The following is a 16,127-nucleotide window of genomic DNA, read 5'->3' as shown; positions in this document are numbered from 1 at the left end:
ACACCCCGCTCCCCTCCCCCGTCCCCGTGCTCCCACCCCCTCGGAGGTACCCCCGTGTCGCGCACCACGCCGGCAGCCCGCCCGGACCACCAGGCCCCGCCCCCCATGGACGAGGAGGAGCGGCTCAGGGAACTCGGCTACCAGCCCGTCCTCGCCCGCCGGATGGGCGGCTTCGGCAACTTCGCCATCAGCTTCTCGGTCATATCCGTGCTGTCCGGCTGCATGACCCTGTACGGCTTCGGCCTGGGCACCGGCGGCCCGGCCGTGATGCTGTGGGGCTGGGCCGGCGTGGGGCTCTTCGTCCTCTGCGTGGGCCTCGCCCTGGCCGAGGTGACCAGCGCCTACCCCACCTCCGGGGCGCTCTACTACATGGCCGACCGGCTCGGCGGGCGCCGCTGGGGCTGGTACACGGGCTGGCTGAACCTGCTCGGGCTGCTCGGCGCCATCGCCGGCATCGACTACGGCGCCGCCCTGTTCACCGGCGCGTTCCTGAACCTCCAGTTCGGCTTCACGCCCACCCCGGGCTCGACCTTCCTGATCTTCCTGGCGATCCTGCTGCTGCACGCCGTGCTCAACCTCTTCGGCGTCCGCCTGGTGAGCGTGCTCAACTCCGTCAGCGTCTGGTGGCACCTGGGCGGCGTCGCGCTGATCGTCGGCGCGCTCGCCTTCGTCCCCGACCACCACCAGCCGGTCTCGTTCGTCTTCACGAAGTTCGTCAACGACACCGGCTGGGCCAACCCGTTCTACGTCGCCGCCGTCGGCCTCCTGCTCGCCCAGTACACCTTCTCCGGCTACGACGCCTCCGCGCACCTCTCGGAGGAGACCTCCAACGCCTCCGTCGCCGCGGCCAAGGGCATCGTCCGGGCCATCTGGGCCTCCTGGCTCGCCGGGTTCGCACTGCTGGCGGGGCTCACCTTCGCCATCCAGGACTACGCGGCCGTCGCGGGCAGCGCCACCGGGGTCCCGCCCGCCCAGATCTTCCTCGACGCCCTGGGCTCCGGCGGCGCCAGGGCGCTGCTGCTCGTCGTCATCGTGGCCCAGCTGTTCTGCGGCAACGCCGAGGTCGCCGCGGCGAGCCGGATGGTCTTCGCCTTCAGCCGTGACAACGCGCTCCCCGGCTCGGCCCTGTGGCGCAAGGTCAGCGGCCGCACCCAGACCCCGGTCCCGGCCGTCTGGCTCTCCGTCGCCGTGGCCGGCGTCCTCGCCCTTCCCTCGCTGTGGTCGGCCACGGCGTACGGTGCCGTGACGGCCATCAACGTCATCGGCATCACCCCGGCCTACGCGATCCCGGTCTACCTGCGGCTGCGCGCCGGCGACCGGTTCGAGCCCGGCCCCTGGAACCTGGGCCGCTGGAGCCGGCCGGTCGGCTGGGTCGCGGTCGTGTGGGTGGCCGTGGTCACCGTGCTGTTCTGCCTGCCGCAGAAGTCCCCGGTGACGATCGACTCGATGAACTACGCGGTGATCGCCCTCGTGGTCGTCCTGGCCCTCGCGAGCGCCTGGTGGTACGCGGCACGGCGCTCGTACAGCACCCCCTCCGCCTACGGCAACGCCCGCGAGCAGGCGGACATCGCGGAGGGCATCGTCTGACCCTGTCCCGGCCCCGGTCAGGCGTCCGGGTCGCAGGCGCCCGGGTCGCAGGCGCCTTCGTCCGCGACGGGCATGAAGCCGATGCATTCGACGTCGATCTGGTCGGCCAGTTCCACCAGGATGTTGGCCAGGCCCAGGGTCGTACCCGGGTCGAGGTCGGTCTCGCCGTCGTACACCGACTGCAGCCAGCCGCCCGCGAGGCGCCGCAGCAGGGCCGTCACCTCGTTGGCGGGGATCAGCAGTCCGCCGTCCGCCACCGAGACCAGGGGTACGTACGCGTTCATGGCGACACCTCCTCCGCTGTTGCGTTCAGCTGTCGGGTCCGGCCGCCGCGATGGCGGCGAGGGCCGAGCCCGGGTCCTGCTCCACCACCAGGTCGCCCAGGCTGACCACGCCGACGAGCCCGCCGTCCCCGGTGACCACCGGCAGGCGGCGCAGGGCCTTGCGCCGCATGAGGGTGATGGCCTCGTCGACCCCGTCGTCGGGGCCGACGGTGACCGGGTCGGTGGTGCAGACGGCATGCACCGTGGTTTCCGACGGGTCCCGGTTGTCGGCCATGGCCCGGACGACGAGGTCGCGGTCGGTCAGGATGCCGCGGAGCCTGCCCTCGTCGACGACGAGGACGTCGCCGATGTCGGCGTCCCGCATCACCCTGGCCGCCTCGGCGAGCGAGGTCTGCTTCTCGACGGTCACGGGGTTCTTGGTCATCACCTCGTGCACACGACGGGCCATGGCTCCTCCCAGTGCCGGATAGGGCCCCCAGCAGGCGGTTACCCGCCCCGGGCCGGGGCAATCTCCTCCGCAGCCGGGTAGGTGCGGCGCTCAGGCGGCGGGGGCCGGCAGGGCTGCGTCCAGGCGGTGGAGCGCGGCCCGGCGCTGGACCAGGGCCAGGCCCGCCACCCCGGCGCCGAGGGCCAGCCAGCCCGCCGGGCCCGCGGCCATGACGGCGCCGGTCAGCAGCAGCGGTCCGACGGCCTTCTGGGCGGACGGGGAGATGCCGGCCACCCCCAGGTAGGAGGCCCGTGCCTGCTGCGGCGCGAGGGAGACGGCCAGTTCCCAGGAGCACACCGAACGCACCAGCTCGGCGGCGGTGACCAGGACCGCGGCGCCGAGCAGGGTGGCGGAGGCGGTCCAGGGGCCGTGGGCGGGGGTGAGCGCGAGGAGGGCGCAGGCGGCGAGCAGGAAGAGCCCGTACCAGCCGACGGCGCCGGCCGCCTGGCGGGCGGTGCTCACCTTCGCGGAGACGGCGAGCTGGAGGACGACGACGAGCACGGTGTTGAGGGCGAGGAAGGCCGGGACGACGGCGTGCGGGGCGTCGGTGTGGTGGACGAGCCACAGGGGCAGGCCGACGTTGAGGAGCGAGTCGTCCAGGTTGAGCGGCATGTCCAGGAGGACGAAGCGGAGGTAGCCCCGGTCCCGCCACGGGCTCCTGGGGGCGGACGCGGAGCCGGCGGAGGGCGTGGCCCCGTCCTGCGCCGCGCCCTCCCCCGCGGCCGGGCGTGCCGCGGCGATCAGGCGGCCGTGGCCGTGCGGCTCCCGGGTGCGCCAGACCAGTGCCGAGGCGGCCAGGAAGGACAGGGCGTTGCCGAGGATGAGGAGCTCGTACGCCCCCCGGGTGCCCACGGCGAGGCCGATGGCGGCGATGCCCGCGCCGACGGCGTACCCCGCGTTGGCGGCGCTGCGCGACAGGGCCTGGTACGTGGCGCGGCGTTCGCCCGCCACCCGGGTGGCGAACAGCATCTCCAGGGTCTTGGCCGCGCGGTCGCCGAGGTGGGTGAGGGCGACGATGGGCAGGAGCAGCTCGAAGCGGGTGACGACGAGCATCGCGCAGAGGGCGGCGAGCCGCAGCAGGTGACAGGCGATCAGGAGGGGGCGTACGGGGTACCGGCCGGCCAGGTGGCCGGCGAGCGGGGAGCCCGCGATGCCCGCGAGGGCGCCGACGCCGAGCATGAGGCCGAGGCGGCCGGCGTCGAGGCCGACGACGAAGGTGAAGAAGAGGACGGAGGAGGCGGCCCAGACGCCGGTCCCGGTGCGGTCGAGGAGCTGGCCGAGGAGCATGATCCGGGCGTCCCGGCCGCCGGGAGGCCGCCGCAGCTGGGCGATCAGACCACCCGTCGCGCCCCCTGCCTCCGGGGCGGGGCCCGGGCCGGGCGGAGGGTCCGTGGGCCGGGCCGGAGCCGGGTGCGCGGCTGAAGCGGGGCCCGGGCCCGGGGCCGGGACGGGGCCCGGAGCCGGGACGGGGCCCGGAGCCGGGACGGGGCCCGGAGCCGGGACGGGGCCCGGAGCCGGGACGGGGCCCGGAGCCGGGGCGAGGCCCGGGGCCGGGGCGGGGGCCGCCTGCGCGGGCTGCTCGTCGGTCGGGCCCGGGTCCGGGGCGCCGTCGTGCCCGGTGTCGTTGCCCCTGTCGCGCCCTGTCGTGCCGTGCCGCCCCATGCCCGGTCTCCGCCTTCCCCCGTCCGAAAGTATCTCGATGTCGAGATACCAGGCGGTAGCCTGCCCTCCCAGCTATCTCGACGTCAAGATATTTCGGAAGCCGGGTCCCCGAAGCCCCGCCCCGCCCGGCGTACCGGGCGGGGCGGGGCGGGGCGGGGCCGACGGCTAGCCCGGCAGCAGGGTCGAGGCCACCCCCGCCGGGACCGGGGCCAGGCCCGCCGGGCGGGTGGTGAAGGTGCCCCGGCCCTGGGTGCGGCCGCGCAGGCGGGACGCGTAGCCGAAGAGTTCGGCCAGCGGCACCGTCGCCGTCACCACCGCGGTCCCGGCCCGGGTGGCCGAGCCCGTGACCCGGCCCCGCCGGGCGGCGAGGTCGCCGAGGACCGCGCCGACGGACTCGTCCGGGACGGTCACGGTGACCTCCGCGACCGGCTCCAGCAGCTCCAGCGTGCTCGCCCGCAGGGCTTCCCGCAGTGCGAACCGGCCGGCCGCGCGGAAGGCGAGCTCCGAGGAGTCCTTGGAGTGGGTCGCCCCGTCGGTGAGGACGACCCGCAGCCCCGTCACCGGGTGCCCGCCGAGGGGACCCTCGGCGAGCGCGTCCCGGCAGCCGGCCTCCACGGCCCGCGCGTACTCCGCCGGGACCCGGCCCCCGACGACCGTCGAACGGAACGCGAAGCCCGGCTCGCCCAGCGGCTCGACGTCGATCACCACATGGGCGAACTGGCCCGCGCCGCCGTCCTGTTTGACGTGCCGGTGGACCAGCCCGGTCACCCCCTCCACCACGGTCTCCCGGTAGGAGACCCGCGGACGGCCCACGACGACCTCCACGCCCTGGTCCCGGCGGATCTTCTCCACCGCGACTTCCAGATGGAGCTCGCCCAGCCCCGACAGCACGGTCTGTCCGGTCTCCGCGTCCGTCCGGACCACCAGCGAGGGGTCCTCCTCGGCGATCCGGGCCAGCGCGGCGGAGAGCCGGCCGGTGTCGGTGCTGCGGCCCGCCTCGACCGCCACCGACACCACCGGATCGGCCACGGACGGCGGTTCGAGGAGCAGCGGGGCCCCCGGCGCGCACAGGGTGCTGCCGGCCCGGGCCGCCTTGGGCCCGATCACGGCCACGATGTCACCGGCCACCGCCTCCTCCCGTTCCTCGTGCCGGTCGGCCTGCACCCGCAGGATCCGCCCGACCCGTTCCGTCCTGCCCGTACCGGGGTCCAGTACGGTGTCGCCCTTGCGCAGGGTGCCCGCGTAGAGGCGTACGTACGTCAGCCGTCCGGTCGGCGTCGCCGTCACCTTGAAGGCGAGCGCCGCCAGCGGCTCCGCCGGGTCGGCGGCGCGGCCCTGTACGGGCGGCATGTCGGCCGGCGACGGCAGGTACGCCACCACCGCGTCCAGCAGCGGCTCGATCCCGCGGTTGCGGTACGCCGAGCCGCACAGGACCACGACTGCCTCCCCGGCCAGGGTCAGCTCGCGCAGGGCGCGGACCAGCGTCGCCTCGGCGAGGGAGCCCGTCGCGCAGAACTCCTCCAGGGCGTCCGCATGGAGTTCGGCCACCGTCTCCTCCAGGAGGCGCCGGCGCCGCTGCGCCTCCTCCAGCAGCGCGTCGGGGACGGGCGCGGTCTCGTACGAGTCGGCGCCCGCACCCCAGAGCAGGGCGCGCATCCGCAGCAGGTCGACGACGCCGGTGAAGGCGTCCTCGCGGCCCACGGGCAGCTGGACGACCAGGGGGACGGCGCCGAGCCGGTCCCGGATGGAGGCGACCGCCGTGTCGAGGTCGGCGCCCGCGCGGTCGAGCTTGTTGACGAACGCGATCCGGGGCACGCCGTGCCGGTCCGCCTGCCGCCACACCGACTCGCTCTGCGGCTCGACCCCGGCGACGGCGTCGAACACCGCGACGGCCCCGTCGAGCACGCGCAGGGAACGCTCGACCTCATCGGCGAAGTCGACGTGGCCGGGGGTGTCGATCAGGTTGATCCGGTGTCCGTCCCAGGCGCAGCTGACGGCCGCGGCGAAGATGGTGATGCCGCGGGCCCGTTCCTGGGCGTCGAAGTCGGTGACGGTGGTTCCGTCGTGGACCTCTCCGCGCTTGTGGATGGTGCCGGTGGCGAACAGGATCCGCTCGGTGACGGTCGTCTTGCCCGCGTCGACGTGGGCGAGGATGCCGAGGTTGCGGACGGCGGCGAGGGGGGTGGTGCTGGTGCGAGTGCGCATGGCCCATGGCCTTTCGGTGCCTTGGATCAGGAGGTGGGCGGCGCGATTCCCGTGCGTACCCCTACGCGCATGCGCATGTGCGTGTGCATGCGCGGCCTTGGACGACAGGGCGTCATCGTCGGCCGGGCGAGGACCACTTCAGGGCCCGGGCGGGTACGTTCACGGGCGTACGGTGACAGCCGCGCAGCTGTTACCGCGCGGTGCGAGACACCGGGATCACGTCGTACCGGGCCGGGGGAACGAGGGCGGCGGCGGTGTGCGTGCGCATGTCCCTGCTCCCCTTCTCTTCGTCCGACGGCATGAGGCGCGCGGGCCGGTCCGGCGGCGCGCACGGCGAGTGTAGGCAGCGCGCGCCGCCGGGCGCACCGGGTTTTCGCGTCCTCAGACGAGGAGGCGTTCGCGCAGCCGGCCGACGGTGTCCGGGGTGATGCCGACGGTGTCGGTGAGGTAGGCGGACGGGGAGCCGTAACGATCCGTCAGGTCGGCGAGGACCAGGGCCATGACGGTGGCCGGAGCGCGCCCGTACGAGGGCCAGAGCAGGGTGCGGCCCGGGTTGGCGGCGTGCCAGTCGGCGGTCAGGCGGGCGGTGGCGAGCTCGGTGAGGGCGAAGTCGGCGAGGATCTCCTCCTCGGGAGCGCCGAGGAGGGTCAGGACGAGGGCGGCGATGAGGCCGGTGCGGTCCTTGCCGGAGGTGCAGTGGAAGACGGCGGGTCCGGGTCCGTCGGCGATGAGACCGATGGCCCGGCGGATCTCCTCGACCCCGTCCTCGGCGACTTCGGCGAAGCGGTCGGCGAGGTAGCGCCAGGGGTCGAGCGCGGGGTCGATGGCGGCCTGGTCGTACGGGCGGTGCTCGATGCTGAGGTTGGCGTAGGTGAAGCGCTCGGCCTGCGGTATCCGGCCCTTGGCCTCGATCTCCCAGGGGTAGCGGAGGTCGATGACGGTACGGATGCCCAGGCCGAGGAAGCGCTCCCAGTCGGCGTCGGCCGGGTCGAGCTTGCCCAGGGAGTCGGCGCGGTAGAGGACGCCCCAGGCGGTGGTCCGGCCGTCGGCGCAGCGGTAGCCGCCGAGGTCGCGGAAGTTGTGCAGGCGGGTGAAGGGGATGTGGCGCGGGGAGGACATGGGCGAACTCCTGTGGCGGGTGGGGAGGTTGCCGCCCCAGGATGCAGGATCCGGACGCAGGACGCAGGACGCAGGACGCAGGACGCAGGACGCTGGATGCGTCACGCGTCGTCGGGGGCGGCGTCTTCCGGGAGGGAGGCGGCGGGGTGCGGTGAAGTGATGTACCACAGGCCCGCGTCGGACCTTCTCGCGGTCCAGTCGCCGGGAAGGGGCAGGGACCCGGGGAACTTGACGCCGGTGAACTCGGTCCGGGCGTTGAAGGCCGTGCCGTCGAAGGTCAGACCGGCTCGGAAGGTGGTGTCCGCGAGGGTGACGGTGCCGTCGAAGGCCGCGCCGTCGAAACCCGTGCCGGTCACGAACTCGGTGCGCAGGAAGCTCACCGGCCCCAGGAACCGCGCGTCGGCGAAGCTGCTCGGCCCGTTCTCGACCGTCATGTCGCGCCACGTGAGCGAGCCGGAGAAGACCGTACGGTCGAAGGAGACACCGCCGGCGCAGACGGTGCTCGCGAACGAGGCGCGCCCGTTGAAGGCGGCCCCGGTGAAGACCGCGGCCTCCTCGAACGCCCCCATGGAGAAACTCGCCGCCCCCTCGAAGACGGTGGAGGCGAAGCGGGCCGGGCCGTTGAAACGGCCGGCCCGGAGCAGGGCGATCCCCTCACACCGCGCGAGGTCGAAGACCGCCGTCGACATGAAGCGCGTATCGGCCACCGACAGCGAGCCCCGCCACACGGCGGACTCGAAACTCACCGGCCCGGCCAGGGTGGAGTCCTCCAGCAGCATCGAGCCCTCGTACCGCACGTGGCGGAAGTCGGCCTCCCCCTCCACGGTCACCCGCCGCAGCCGGTGGAAGTCCCCCATCAGAGCACTCTGGAAGCAGACATCGCCCTTCCAGGTGACCTGCGTGAAGTGCGCACCCCGCCGGAAGACCGCCCGGCGGAAGCCGGCCCGGCCCTCGAACCTGCTGTGCGGGAACCCCACGGTGTCTTCGAAGACGGCCCGGTCGAAGGAGGCGTCCGCGCGGAACACCGCCCCCGAGAAGTCCACCGGGCCGGCGAAGGAGGCGTCCGAGAAGTCGGCCGCTCCGGTGAACACCACCCCCTCCTCCTCCCAGCCGTCCACGAAGCGCGCCTGTGCGAAGGCCGCCGCGCCGAGCGTGATCTGTCCCGTCCCCGGCTCCCGTACCGCGTCGAGGACACGGCGCAACAGGCCCTGGGTGAGGGGGATCCCCCTGAAATCGACCGACGAGCCCGGGCCGAGGGAGCTCAGCACCGCTTCCTGTTCCCCGGGCGGCAGGTGCGCCAGGCAGGCGTGGCGCTCCAGCAGCCGGCTGCCCGGGCAGCCCAGCGGGTCGGTGTCCGAGGCACCGGCGCGGCACCGGTGCCAGGTGACCGCCGTGCCGCGCGCGGACTCGTCGGCCTCCGTCAGCAGTTCCGCCAGTTGCCGGGGGCCGCCCTCGTACACCCAGGCCCCGGCACCGTCCCCGAGCGGGGTGAGCACGCTGAGCGCGGTCGGGCCGAGCAGTGCGCCGAGTTCCTCGTACAAACGCTGGGAGAGGACGAGCAGGAGCCGCCCGGTCCGCCCCCGCCGGGCGCTCCGTAACCGCTCCCCGATCAGGTCGTGCTCGATCAGCCGTTCCGGTTCCCGCAGCGGATGCTGCGGGTCGCCGGTCCCCAGCACCATGGCGAGCGGCGGCTGGACACCCTGCCCGGGTCCGTCCCCGTACCGGGCCAGCGTCGCCGGCAGTGCCGCCAGCAGCCGCCCCGCGCGGCCCAGGGCGCCGGGCGCGTTCAGGACCACGTGCAGGGTCCTCGAACCCTCTCCGCCGACCGGTGTCCCCCGGACCTGGGCATCCGTCATCAGCCGGGCCATCAGGTCGCGCAGCTCCGCGCCCGCCGAGCTGCCGCGGGGCACCGCCCCCTGGCCCACCCGTACGTCCACGGTCACCTGCGGACCGCCCTCGTCCCCCCCGAGGTGGGGGACCGCGGCCGGGTGGCCGTCCAGCGCCGCGCGGAAGGCGGGCTGCTCCAGCAGGGCGGCGGCCGTCAGGAACACCAGGCGGTCGCGGTACACGGTGTGCACCACTCCGAGCAGCCGGCCCTCGTGGGACACGGGGGCTCCGACGAAGTGGGTCCAGGTCTCCGGGTCCGGGGAGGGCAGGACCAGTTCCCCGTTGGCCGCTCCGCCGTCGCGGACCAGGGTCGCGGTCAGCGCGGCCGGCTGTCCCGCCTCCGTGGCCCCGTCGACGCGGACGCGCGCCGCGGCGCCGGCGGGGGCCGTCCCCCAGGGCTGCGGGACGAACCCCGCCGGGTCGGTGAGGTCCCTCTCGCTCTCCAGCAGCAGTACGGGCGGGCTCGCGTCGTCCCACCACACCGGCCGGCAGGCGAACTCCCGGCCGCCCGCCCTGACCCACACGGTCTCCCCCGGCCCCGCCGCCTGCCCCACCGTGAGCACCAGCCGCGGCGCGAGCAGGATCCCGACCTCACCGGGCTCCCTCAACGGGTCGAAGCCGACCCGGACCACCCGGCCGCCGGGCCCCGGGTCCGCCACGGCAGCCGCCGCGCCCGGCTCCCGGCCCGCGCCCGGCCCGCGGCGTTCGCCCACCTCCCGGTCCGTGCCCGGCCCGCGTTCCCCCACCGGCCCGCGTTCCGCGAACGGCAGAGCCCCCTCCGGGACCAGCCGCCGGCCCTCCGTCCCCGTCGTGACCCGGGTCGCCGAGAAGTCGGGGCCCGTGCCCCGGTTGCGGGACATGTACTCCCACACCCTGCGGCGTACCAGTTCCCTGACCTCCGCCACGTCCCCGCGCAGCTGGGAGCCCAGCAGCACCTCCCGCACCCCCGGAAGGAACTCGAACTCCGCCTCCTCGGGCCGCTGTTGCCCCCGCCACGGGGCGAACAGCCCGCCCAGGGCCACCTCGGCCAGGTGGCCGTGCTCGGAGCCGCGCAGCAGGGAGCGGCGGACCAGGGTCATCACGGGCAGCGTCAGCGGTACGGCGGCCAGGTGCGCGGCGAGTTGCTGCGCGGTCGGGGAGGCGCCGGCCCGGAAGCGTTCCACCAGCTCCAGCGGGTCGGCCGCCGGGCGCGCCGGCCCCGGCACCGGCGGCGTCACGGAGGCGCCCGCGTCGAGCCGCAGGCAGGCCAGGCGGCGCCAGCGCCCGTCGCCGGACACCACGCGGACGAGGCGGGCCAGGCTCCCGGAGGCGAGGCCGACGACCGGGACCACCGGCCCGCCGCCGCGCGCCCGCCGGGCGGCCGGCACCCGCTGCCAGGAGCGGGTGGCCGCGGCGGGCCGCTCGGAGCGGACGGCGAAGGGCACGGGCGCTACGGCGCCCCGGGTCCACAGCCGTTCGGGCAGGACGTTGAGCACGGCCACGGCGTTGTGGCTGCTCCAGTGGCGCAGCACGGCGCGCAGCGGGGCCTCCTGCCAGCCGCCCGCCACGGTGTCGGAGAGGACGAGGATCAGCCGCCGGCCGGCCGGGTCGGCGAGTTCGAGGGGGTTGCGGGGCGGTCCGCCGGGGCCCCGGGCGAGCTGGGGGGTGCCGCCGCGGCCGGTGCCGGTGAGCTGCCAGGTGCGTACGTCGCGGAAGACCCCGCTGCGGGTGAGGACCCCGCGCAGTTCGGCGACGAGGTCGGCCCACAGCAGCATCGAGTGGTGGGCGTCGACGACCAGGGCCAGGTCCAGCCAGCGGCTCTCGGCGGGGCGCAGCACCGGGGTGGGGACCATGGCCTCGATGCTGCGCTCGACGGTGAGCTGTTCGTCGAGTTCCTCGCCGGGGCCGCCGATGGAGCGGCGTCCGACGGGCCGCAGGGAGCGCATGAGGCCGAGCGGGTCGTCGAGGGAGGCGGTGCGCGGCAGGCGCAGGGGTACGCCGCGCCGGCCGGACGCCCCGTCGGCGCGGCCGTCGGGCGGGCCGGGGCGGGTGGTGGCGGGGAAGAGCTGGTCCGTGCCGGCGCCCGGTGCGGGGGCGGGTCCGGCCGGGGGGTCGGGCGGGTCGGGCGGCGGTGCGCAGGCTTCGGCGCCGTCGGCGGCCGGGGCGGGCGTGCGGGCGTCCGCGGCGGCGGGGTCGACGCGGGCGGCCAGCCACAGGATGTCGGCGATCTCCTCCGCCCCGATGGCGGTGCGCGGGGCGGCTCCGGCCTCGGCGCCTTCGCCGAAGGCGGCGAGGAGCTTCTCGATCACGCGGTGGGCCCGGTCAGGTGCTGCATGACGGTGGCGAGGAAGCGGTCGCGGTCGCCGGGGGCCGACCAGGCACCGGCGAGGCGCAGTTGGATGGCGTTGAGGAGCTGGTCGGTGGCGAGGTCGCCGTCGTCGGCCCGTTCGAGGAAGCTGCGGACGAGGTCCTGGTACTCGGCGCCGTCCGCCGCGGTGATGTCGACGCCGAGCCGTCCGCGCACGATCCGGGCGAGCTTCTCGGGGCCGGGGGCGTCGAGGTGGAGGCGGACGCAGCGGCGCAGGAAGGCGGGCGGGAAGTCGCGTTCGCCGTTGCTGGTGAGGACGACGACGGGGAAGTAGCTGCACTGCACGCGGCCCTGGGTGACGGCGACGCCCGCGTCGGGGTCGTCGTCGGTGCCGATGGCGACGGTCGGCTCCTCCTTGGCGAGGCGGGCGAGTTCGGGGATGACGAACCCGCCGTCCTCGAAGACGGTGAGGAGGTCGCCGGGCAGGTCGATGTCGCTCTTGTCGATCTCGTCGATGAGCAGGACGCGGGGCCTGGGCTGGGGCAGCAGGGCGGTGCCGAGCGGGCCGAGGCGCAGGTAGCGGGCGATGGAGGGGGCGGGGACGGCCGGTCCGGTGGCGGCCGGGGCGCCGGGGAGGCGGACCTGTTCCAGTCCGGCTTCCTGGAGCCGGCCGATGGCGTCGTAGAGGTAGAGGCCGTCCCGCAGGACGGTGCGGCTGGTGATCGGCCAGTGCAGGACGGGGCCCAGGGCGAGGTCGGCGGCGATGCTGTAGGCGAGGGTGGACTTGCCGACGCCGGGCTTGCCGGTGACGAGCAGGGGCCGGCGCAGGTGGAGGGCGGTGTTGACGACGTCCTTCTCGGGTTCGTCGGGGACGTACCCCTCGCCGCGCCGCCGGGTGCGCTCCCAGGCCTCCCCGGTGCAGCCGGGCGGCCGGTAGTCCGGGTCGGGGCGGCCGGTGAAGTCCCGCCAGGGCGGCGGCGATCCGGCCTCCAGGCGGGCGCGCCGGTCCTCGCCCCGGCCCGTGCCCTGGTACAGCCACCAGTCCTTCGCCACTGCCTCTGCCTCCATCGTCATCGTCGCGTGAAGTCGTCGTGAAGTCGTGCGGTCGGTCGGGCCGTTCGGATCGTGCGGGTGGTCCGGATACTTCGGGTGCTTCGGGTGCTTCGGGTGCTTCGGGTGCTTCGCTCGGATACGGGGTCACAGCAGGGAGCGGAGGTCGATCGTGTCGTCGGGATCGTCCCACAACAGCACCAGCCGGTCTGCCCCTTCGGCCGCTCCCCCGGCGGCCGCCCGGCGCACTTCGCGCACGCGGGCGGGCAGGCCGAGCACCGCCGGTGCGCCGGGCAGGGCCTCCGGGGAGAGCCGGGCGGGCAGGCCCCCGGCGGGCGCGCCGCCGCCGCGCTGCCAGACGGCGGCCGGGACGCCCCCTTCGAGAACCGCCTCCAGCAGGGCCTCCGTCCGGGCCGCCGAGGCGTGCCCGAGGACGCAGGCGGGCGCGGTGCGGGCCCCCAGCTGCACCCCGAGGGCGTCGGTGACCTCCGGGTCCTCCACCACCCGTACGGTGTCCGGGTGGCGGCCTCCCTGGGCGTGCATCCAGCGCCATTTGGCCCGCCATTCGGTGCGGGTGTCCTCCCGTTCCTGCGGACAGCGCACCACCACCTCGTAGAGCATGCCGAGGGGGCGGGTGCGGCCGCCGGGTCCGCGGGGGACGGGCCACTGGTCGAAAGCCGTCTCCAGCATCTCGTACGGCACGTGGAACTCGATCCGCCCGATGCCCTCCGAGGCCTGTCCGGTGCCGTCAGCCTCCTTCGGCTCGGCGCCGAACAGGGCGAGCTGGCGCAGCAGTTCGGCGCGCACGACGGCCGCCGGCACCGGGCTGCCCTCCGACTCCCATATGTGGCGGGTGTGTTCGCCGCGCAGCCACATCCGGGCGAGCAGGCCGTCCTCGCCGCCCGGCGGGGACTCCAGCCGGACGTGCAGCACGGCCTGCCGGGCGGGGCCGGGCGGCGGACGCAGCACGGGCAGGGAGAGGCGCCGGCGGGCGGCGCGGACCCACAGGGCGAGCCGGGCGGCCCAGACCGGGTCGCCGAGGCCGCCCGCGGCGCCGGCGGGACGGGCGGCCCGGTCGGCGAGGTAGTGGACGAAGGGCACGGCCAGGGGCATGCCGCCGCGGCCGCCCTGCCGTTCGTCGAGGTCGGCGGCCACGTCGAGGAGGCTGTCGGCGGGCAGCCCGTGGTGGACGGGGGCGGCGCAGCCCGCTTCCTTGAACGCCCACGCGTAGGCCTCGTAGGCGCAGCTCGGCAGGGCGCGGCCCTCGAACAGCTCGCCGAGTCCGTCCCAGCCTGCCTGGTCGAGGCGGGCGGCCCGCGGCAGGGCGGGGCCGTAGAGGCCGTCGTCGAGGAAGGAGCCGGCGTCCCAGTCCCGGTCGACGAGGAACTGGGGCAGCTGCCAGCCTTCGCCGCGTTCGCGCAGTTCCTGGAAGGTGCGGTGGATGCGGCGGGCGGCTTCCGGGAGGCCGGTGACGCCCTCGCGCACGGACCGGTCGCCGAGTTCCGCGAGGAGGGCCTCGGTGAACCGGCCGGCGCCGCGTTCGGCGTCGTTCTGCGCGGCTTCGCCCTCACGGGAGGCGTAGAGGCGGAACTGCCGCCGGCCGGGGACGGTCGCGCCGCCGCCGTAGTCGGTGCTGCCGAAGTTCCACCGGCTGTCGCGGGGCGCGTCGACCCGGCAGGCGTCCACCAGCGCGGCCTGGAGCGGGAACCGGCGGTGCTTGACCAGGTCGGTCTTCCACCAGCGCAGCGCGGAGTCGAGGTTGAGGTGGCGGATCTGGCCGGGTCCGGCGTCGGCGCAGGGCAGCATCAGCTCCCCGTCGCGTCCGAGGTAGCCGTGGCCGGCCCAGAAGATCCACAGCAGGTCGCCGTCGCACTGCGGGAGTTCTTCGAGCAGGGCCGACTTGACGTTCGCCTCGGTGGCGGGCCGGTACGCCGTCCTCAGCTCGGCCAGGCCCGGGGAGGCCGTCCAGTCGAGCCGGCCGGGGTCGTCGAGCGGGGAGAGCAGCAGCCGTACGTTCGCCGCCGGAACCTGGCCGGGGCCGGTGAGCCAGCGGGCGAAGCGCAGGGCGTCGCGGGCGGGTCCGCGCAGGTTCCAGTGGTGGCTGATCCCGTACCGCTCGACCCCTGCGACGAGGGCGAAGGTGCGCCGGGGCGCCAGGGCGGCGGGCAAGTACGGTGGGCCGGACGGGAGTTCGAGGTCCGTGTCCGGCCGGAGTCCGGGGTGGGTCACCCGATGCCCGCTTCGGCCACCGCCCGTTCGATGCGCTCGTAGAGGGACCGCTGTTTCCAGTAGGCGCTGTGGGAGGCCGGGAACGGCTGGCGGCTGCGGATCTCGTGGTCGGTGACGCGGGGGTCGCCGGGGAAGACGGGTCCGGCGACGTAGGAGAGGACGTCCTGGCGGTCGTACACGTTGAGCCAGCGCGGGAAGCCGTACGGGAGGGCGCTGCCGGGCGGGAGGGCGGTGAGGGCGCCGAGTTCGTACAGGTACGGGGCCTGCGAGCCCACGGTGACCAGCAGTTCGGCGCCGGGCACGGGCCCGCCGGTGGCGGCCTCCAGGGCGAGCAGGTCGACCAGGGCGATGCCGCCGAGGCTGTGGCCGATGAGTACGGTCGGGCCCGGTTCGGCGGTGATCCTGGCGTGCAGGAACGAGCGCAGTTCGGTGCCGCGGGCCTGGTAGCGCAGGATGTCGCCGAGGGCGGGGGTGGCGCCGGCCGTGAGGGAGCCGCGCCAGGCGTTGAGCAGCGGCTGGGTGGAGACGCGCAGGGCGAGCCGGCCGAGGAAGGCGGCCGCGCGGGCGCCGGGGACCCGGGCGCCGCCGCCGAGGCGGGCGGTCAGCAGTTCGACGAGCCGGTCGCGTTCGGCGGCGGTGCAGTCGGCGTCGGTCCCGGCGGTGGCGAGGGCTCCGGCGGTGACGGACCGGGCGAGGGCGGTGGCCAGCTCGCGGGCCTGCGGCTCGGCGGTGGCACGGGCCCCGGCGCGGGCGGCCTCGGCGGAGCCGGCGGCGGCCCGCAGCGCGGGGCGGAACCCGGGGGCGAGGCCGGTGCCGTCCAGCAGGGCGCGGAGCTCGCTGCCTTCGCCGCGCGGGCCGTAGGGGGCTTCGGCGAAGCGGTGCAGCAGGTCCAGGACGCGGGTTCCGGCGGGCTGGACGCCGGGCATGGCGAAGGGGTCGTCCCCGGCGTCGGCCCCGGGCCCGCCGGCGTCCCAGCCGGCCTCCGCCAGCACCCGGAGCTCGCACAGGGGGTCGGCGAGCAGCAGCCCCCACTCGGCGGTCTCGGTGTCGGCCGCGTCCGCGCCGCCGGCTGCGGCGGCGCGCAGTCCGGGGACGGAGCGGCCGCCGGAGCCGAGGGCGGCTCCGAAGCGCTCGCCCCAGAAGCAGGAGTCGACGGCCGCGCCGGGGAAGCGGCCGGTGAGCCGCTCGCGCACCAGCGCGAAGAGGGTGTCGTGCCGGTCGCGCCGTACGCCCGTGCCGTGAACGAACAGAAACCGCATCGCCTTTACCGCCCCCTCGTCTGCCGGCGCGTCTGCCCCCGCCCGGCACGATAGCGCCGTGCGGCGAACGG

General features: G+C 75.6%; 10 protein-coding genes. 1 reads left to right on the top strand and 9 read right to left on the bottom strand.

The window, feature by feature from the left end; genetic code table 11:
* Positions 1-105 precede the first annotated feature (105 nt).
* Positions 106-1,587 (top strand): amino acid permease, encoded by a 1,482-nt coding sequence (locus BX286_RS28625; RefSeq protein WP_079432021.1) that lies wholly within the window; start codon positions 106-108, stop codon positions 1,585-1,587.
* Positions 1,588-1,604: 17 nt separating this feature from the next.
* Here the strand turns inward: BX286_RS28625 and BX286_RS28620 are convergent, their stop codons facing one another.
* The 9 genes from BX286_RS28620 to BX286_RS36760 form a co-directional block, all read right to left on the bottom strand.
* Complete coding sequence (locus BX286_RS28620; protein WP_079430385.1) at positions 1,605-1,871, bottom strand: DUF6213 family protein; 267 nt, start codon at positions 1,869-1,871, stop codon at positions 1,605-1,607.
* A gap of 25 nt (positions 1,872-1,896) precedes the next feature.
* Positions 1,897-2,319: a CBS domain-containing protein gene (locus BX286_RS28615; protein WP_079430384.1), complete on the bottom strand. Its 423-nt coding sequence runs from the start codon at positions 2,317-2,319 to the stop codon at positions 1,897-1,899.
* Between the two features lie 90 nt (positions 2,320-2,409).
* On the bottom strand, positions 2,410-4,020 hold the full coding sequence (locus BX286_RS28610; protein ID WP_261993532.1) for an MFS transporter: 1,611 nt from the start codon (positions 4,018-4,020) through the stop codon (positions 2,410-2,412).
* 165 nt (positions 4,021-4,185) lie between these two features.
* On the bottom strand, positions 4,186-6,225 hold the full coding sequence (gene fusA / locus BX286_RS28600) for an elongation factor G (protein WP_121016691.1): 2,040 nt from the start codon (positions 6,223-6,225) through the stop codon (positions 4,186-4,188).
* 381 nt (positions 6,226-6,606) lie between these two features.
* Positions 6,607-7,344, bottom strand: a complete 738-nt coding sequence (locus tag BX286_RS28595) for a tyrosine-protein phosphatase (protein ID WP_121016689.1) — start codon at positions 7,342-7,344, stop codon at positions 6,607-6,609.
* Between the two features lie 101 nt (positions 7,345-7,445).
* Positions 7,446-11,519, bottom strand: coding sequence for a pentapeptide repeat-containing protein (locus BX286_RS28590; protein ID WP_121016687.1), 4,074 nt, complete (start codon positions 11,517-11,519; stop codon positions 7,446-7,448).
* The gene (locus BX286_RS28585) at positions 11,516-12,586 is read right to left on the bottom strand and encodes a MoxR family ATPase (RefSeq protein WP_185117157.1); all 1,071 of its coding nucleotides are present in this window, start codon (positions 12,584-12,586) and stop codon (positions 11,516-11,518) included. The genes BX286_RS28590 and BX286_RS28585 overlap by 4 nt, the downstream gene beginning before the upstream one ends.
* Positions 12,587-12,715: 129 nt before the next feature.
* Positions 12,716-14,797, bottom strand: coding sequence for a caspase family protein (locus BX286_RS28580; protein WP_121016684.1), 2,082 nt, complete (start codon positions 14,795-14,797; stop codon positions 12,716-12,718).
* Positions 14,794-16,056 (bottom strand): hypothetical protein, encoded by a 1,263-nt coding sequence (locus tag BX286_RS36760; RefSeq protein WP_079430377.1) that lies wholly within the window; start codon positions 16,054-16,056, stop codon positions 14,794-14,796. The genes BX286_RS28580 and BX286_RS36760 overlap by 4 nt, the downstream gene beginning before the upstream one ends.
* Positions 16,057-16,127 lie beyond the last annotated feature (71 nt).

The organism is Streptomyces sp. 3211.6 (genome assembly GCF_003634815.1).
Taxonomy (GTDB): domain Bacteria; phylum Actinomycetota; class Actinomycetes; order Streptomycetales; family Streptomycetaceae; genus Streptomyces; species Streptomyces katrae_A.
The sequence above is the reverse complement of the archived record's forward strand: the minus strand, read 5'-3'. Positions and strand labels throughout refer to the sequence as shown.

Bases quoted from the DNA above. Each gene is read 5' to 3' on its own strand.
- BX286_RS28595 (WP_121016689.1), bottom strand. From the start codon at position 7,344: ATGTCCTCCCCGCGCCACATCCCCTTCACCCGCCTGCACAACTTCCGC.
- BX286_RS28625 (WP_079432021.1), top strand. From the start codon at position 106: ATGGACGAGGAGGAGCGGCTCAGGGAACTCGGCTACCAGCCCGTCCTC.
- BX286_RS28615 (WP_079430384.1), bottom strand. From the start codon at position 2,319: ATGGCCCGTCGTGTGCACGAGGTGATGACCAAGAACCCCGTGACCGTC.
- BX286_RS28610 (WP_261993532.1), bottom strand. From the start codon at position 4,020: ATGGGGCGGCACGGCACGACAGGGCGCGACAGGGGCAACGACACCGGG.
- BX286_RS28620 (WP_079430385.1), bottom strand. From the start codon at position 1,871: ATGAACGCGTACGTACCCCTGGTCTCGGTGGCGGACGGCGGACTGCTG.
- BX286_RS36760 (WP_079430377.1), bottom strand. From the start codon at position 16,056: ATGCGGTTTCTGTTCGTTCACGGCACGGGCGTACGGCGCGACCGGCAC.
- BX286_RS28585 (WP_185117157.1), bottom strand. From the start codon at position 12,586: ATGGAGGCAGAGGCAGTGGCGAAGGACTGGTGGCTGTACCAGGGCACG.
- fusA (WP_121016691.1), bottom strand. From the start codon at position 6,225: ATGCGCACTCGCACCAGCACCACCCCCCTCGCCGCCGTCCGCAACCTC.